At 55.7% G+C, this 3828-nt stretch carries 2 protein-coding genes; both read right to left on the bottom strand.

The window, feature by feature from the left end:
• Window positions 1-116: 116 nt before the first annotated feature.
• The gene (gene sciP, locus HNO88_RS21640; protein ID WP_184250857.1) at window positions 117-425 is read right to left on the bottom strand and encodes a CtrA inhibitor SciP; all 309 of its coding nucleotides are present in this window, start codon (window positions 423-425) and stop codon (window positions 117-119) included.
• Window positions 426-2117: 1692 nt separating this feature from the next.
• Window positions 2118-2783 carry an N-acyl amino acid synthase FeeM domain-containing protein gene (locus tag HNO88_RS21635; protein WP_184250854.1) on the bottom strand — a complete coding sequence of 222 codons (666 nt, stop codon included), beginning with the start codon at window positions 2781-2783 and terminating at the stop codon, window positions 2118-2120.
• Between the last annotated feature and the right edge of the window lie 1045 nt (window positions 2784-3828).

Below are 3828 nucleotides of genomic sequence, written 5' to 3'. Positions count from 1 at the left end.
GGTCATGCGGAAGCTCGTCATCACCGCGAACGCTCTGCTCAAAGCCAACCGGCTCTGGCAGCAATCTCCTGCTTGATCATCACGGATACTCTAGCGGCATCTCCGTTAGCTTGGCATCAAGCAATCTCGCGCCGATTAGCCCGCTCGTGCTTCTGCCGGTTCTGCTGAGCCTTCGTAGCACGAAGCCCTGGCAGACCGTCTCGATCAATGGCGCGCTGCCAAGAGACTAGTTCCTCGAGAGACAGCTCGTAGCGGTTGCATGCCTCGCGTGCCGTCAACAAGCCGCCAATCACTGCCGCAACGACCTCAGCCTTGCGGTTCGCCACCCACCGCGTCGTCCCGCGATCCGGAAGTTTATCTAACGTCAGTCTTTCACCTCGGAAACCAACTACTTCGGTTATCGTCTCGATCTCACCAAGCGCCATGCTTTATCTCCCCAGATTCCCAAAGCGGTTTCATCTCATAGGAGTCTTACGCGCCATATCTTAACCAGATGTAGCCAGGCGTGCTTAACAAAACAGTTAATGAGCATCAGGCATTACTGGGCTGAAGATTAGGGCAGGGGAGCTTTGTTGAAGGCAGTAAACCGCTTAAGATCAGAAGGTAAAATTAGGATCGCACAGCTAACTAAAGGGGCGACCCTTTGGCAACGAGATAGCTTTGAGCCGCGTTCGCCTGAACTGCTGTGGTCGTGCTTGGTTCCCACGCGGCCGACATAAGCGCGCCGAGATGCGGTGAGGTTGCAGCAGGACGATTAACCGAATGGTAACAAGACTTCGCTCAACATGCCGCAAGTTGCCAGCCAAACATCACCGTCGAGGCGATACGCCCGGGCATGCCGCTCTTGCTGTCAGTCCTGCGAATCTGATCGGACGTTTCCGAACGCGCTACCGTTTGCCTGCTGCATGTTAGATAAACGAGGAAGGGTCTTGCGTCGATCGCGCCTGGCGCGATCGCCTTGACAACTCCCCTTGGTGATCGCATCAAGATCGCTATCCGGTTGTACCCCTTCTTAGGTGATCGCCGGCTTGGAAGGTACAAGCCGGTAGAGTACCCCTGCAAGGCTTTATCCTTCGCTGTAAGCTTGTTCATCTTCGGAGTGTAGCTTCGCGGAGCTTTGCAGGTGACCAAAGTGGATCAGGACATTTGAGCTTGTGGAAAAAACTTCCTCATCGTTCTGCTGACGATAGCAAAGGGACGGGCGTTCTGGATGCACTCGTGGCTAAGGGGGTCGAGTTCGTGCTCTTCGTGCCTCGGAGTGCCACAGGCGAACCGTGCAGTGAGGCGATGAAGATGGACGGTGGGCGCATACCAATAAGCTTGGCAGAGCCGACCCCATTGCAGCAGTGCAACAATCGTAATGGCTGCCAATGTGAGTATCAAGAATACGGAGCCGAAACGATGAAGTCCTGAACAGGAGGCTTCTTAGTAAGCACCGTCCAGGTCGCATATCTTCATGAGTGCGGCGGTGAGTGTGACACCCGGTGCCGCTTCGGAAGTCATCTCGCCGGACATGAACACCGGGTCGATGGCAGCTTCGCAAAGGTAAACATCCGGGGAGCTTGGGCCCACCCCAAACAAGCTTGGGCTGTCAGATAGCGGGTTCCAAAGCCAAGTTTCGATTCGCAAGTTGATCACTTGGCCGTTCGTTCGATAGGTCCCGGCGTAAGCGCGCTGCGAGTGAGCCCCGAGGATCCTACCAGCTTGAAGTGTTAGTGTGCCCTGAGGAGCAAGATCTTGGGGCTCCGAAGCTGAGCTCCCCACGAAGGCCCATAACCCTTGCACACCATCTTCGAAGCCGCTTAAACTCGTCGTGATTGCTTCTCTACCAACGGCTAAGGATCCGCCAAACACGTTCTGCATATGCCCTCGCCGGCGTCAGTGACCGACCGTATGTAGCTAACCGGTATACGGCATTGTCCGGACTTTAGCTACTGAGCCCGGCTTACAGCGTCACCTTCTCGAACTTCTAGCGTCGTCCGCCGGTCCCCTATCTGCCTGATGTTTGTTAACGCAGGGCCTTAAGGGTTCGTTCCAAAGCGATTGCGCAAGCGCCACCATCGTCCAAAATCGACGACAAACTTCCACAAGCCTCCTGGGCCGGGCTGCGTCTGGGCCTAGCGAGCCTCGAAGAGTGTGCTGAGCGCTCTATGCTCGCGACGCAACGCCAGACGGCTCTTCACCCTCGTCTCCTCAGCTTCCGAAAGAAAGTATGAGTACAGCGAGTTCTTGCGTGTCGGCTTGGCGGAACGAAACGCCTGAATCTGCGCAGCTATTTCCGAGACGTTCATCCACATCAATTGCGATGGCGCATCTACCGTGGGGTTCATGCGCAGCTCACTGATTGGCTCAAAGCCGAGCATGGCCTCGTAGAAACGACAGTGGCGTGGGTTCACCTCTATGAAAAGGTCGGTGCCTTCGTGGCTGTCAATACCGTAAAGAAATACAGCATGGAAGAGGCAAGCGAGAAGACTATTGCTGTCTCTTCTGTCACACTTCTCGAAAGCAAACCTGGTTAGTTCACAGACCTTAGCGCCAGGAACCTTTCTATATTCGTCTATCTCGGCCTTGAAGAGGGAATCAACTGCTAGACCGGCTGGGGTGTCGACGCCTAAAGTGATTGTGCCGGCAAGGTTTGGCCCCAGGTGGGCAAGAAAAGTCGTCTGATACGGGCTGCCACCTACCTTGTGATCCGAACCGTACCCGCGCCACTCGTAGCGCCGGTTGAGCAACGACTCAGCCTCCAGGCGATCCTCGGCATTCTGAGCAATCGACAGCGTCAACCGTCGCCTTGGACCGGACGCTGGACGACCTAACAGTCTCTCAGACGGTGGGCTCAAGATCCGTTCGTACAGAGACGTTGGAGCTCTGTGATCGAGCATTTGAAAGGTCATTAATACCCCCGACGATTGCACCGCGCGTTAGCGGCAGTGTGCGACATTATTCAGAAAGACAGCATTGAGGCTGCTGGTTAACAGCGTGAGTTAACGATAGGAAAAACTTGGAAGTAGGTAGTTGCGCGAAGGGCGTTTTCTAAATAGTTGTTAAAGCATACCCTTTTTACGGTGTAGCTGGGCGCAAATTGACAGTTCGCCAGATGCACAAAGAAGTAGCGGCACCAGTCTTCGCACTTGTTCATCTGTCGTTAATTTCTGCCCGCCTTGTACAATCCCGTTAATCTTCTTTGTCGCAGATCGCGAACGCTCCTAACTGTACTCGACGAAGCGAGCAACAGTCACGACGAGTGGATCGTTTCGGCGGAACCGCTTGTCCGATCGGTGGTGAGAAAGCTTAATCGACGATACACTCGGAACCATGCCGGCAACGTCGCGTGGCTCTCGATTCGAGCGTTTCCACTCGGCTGCCAAACAATGACCTTCTAACGAGGCGCCAAAGGCGTGAGGCTCCGGCACGCACGCTGTCTTCTTTCCGAGAATCCTGGAGAGCATGTGCCGCAATGCAGCGCAGGAACGAGGTGTCAGGTAAGCTCGCGAGCGCTGGCATCTCGGGCGCTAGAGCAGTTCCACGATGAGGGAAATCGGCGAGGGGTTCCCATGGCGATGATCATGTAATTCGTAGGATGCCGTCACGAAGGAGGCGGCATGGGTTGGCGGTCAGGTCAGAGCTACTCGCAGGATTTGCGCGATCGAGTGCTGAGGGCTGTGGATGGTGGCATGCCGGTACGGCAAGCGGCGCTACCTTTGAGGTGAGCATCGCGTACATCTACAAGGCCGTGATCCGACGCTGGCTGACTGGCGATGCGGGGATCAACCCGCACCGGTGGCATGCGCTGCGCAAGCTGTCGGGCGCGCAGGAACTGGCGCTCGA

It is taken from the genome of Novosphingobium chloroacetimidivorans, assembly GCF_014204535.1.
Lineage (GTDB): Bacteria > Pseudomonadota > Alphaproteobacteria > Sphingomonadales > Sphingomonadaceae > Novosphingobium > Novosphingobium chloroacetimidivorans.
This window is presented reverse-complemented; position numbering and strand designations above follow the sequence as displayed.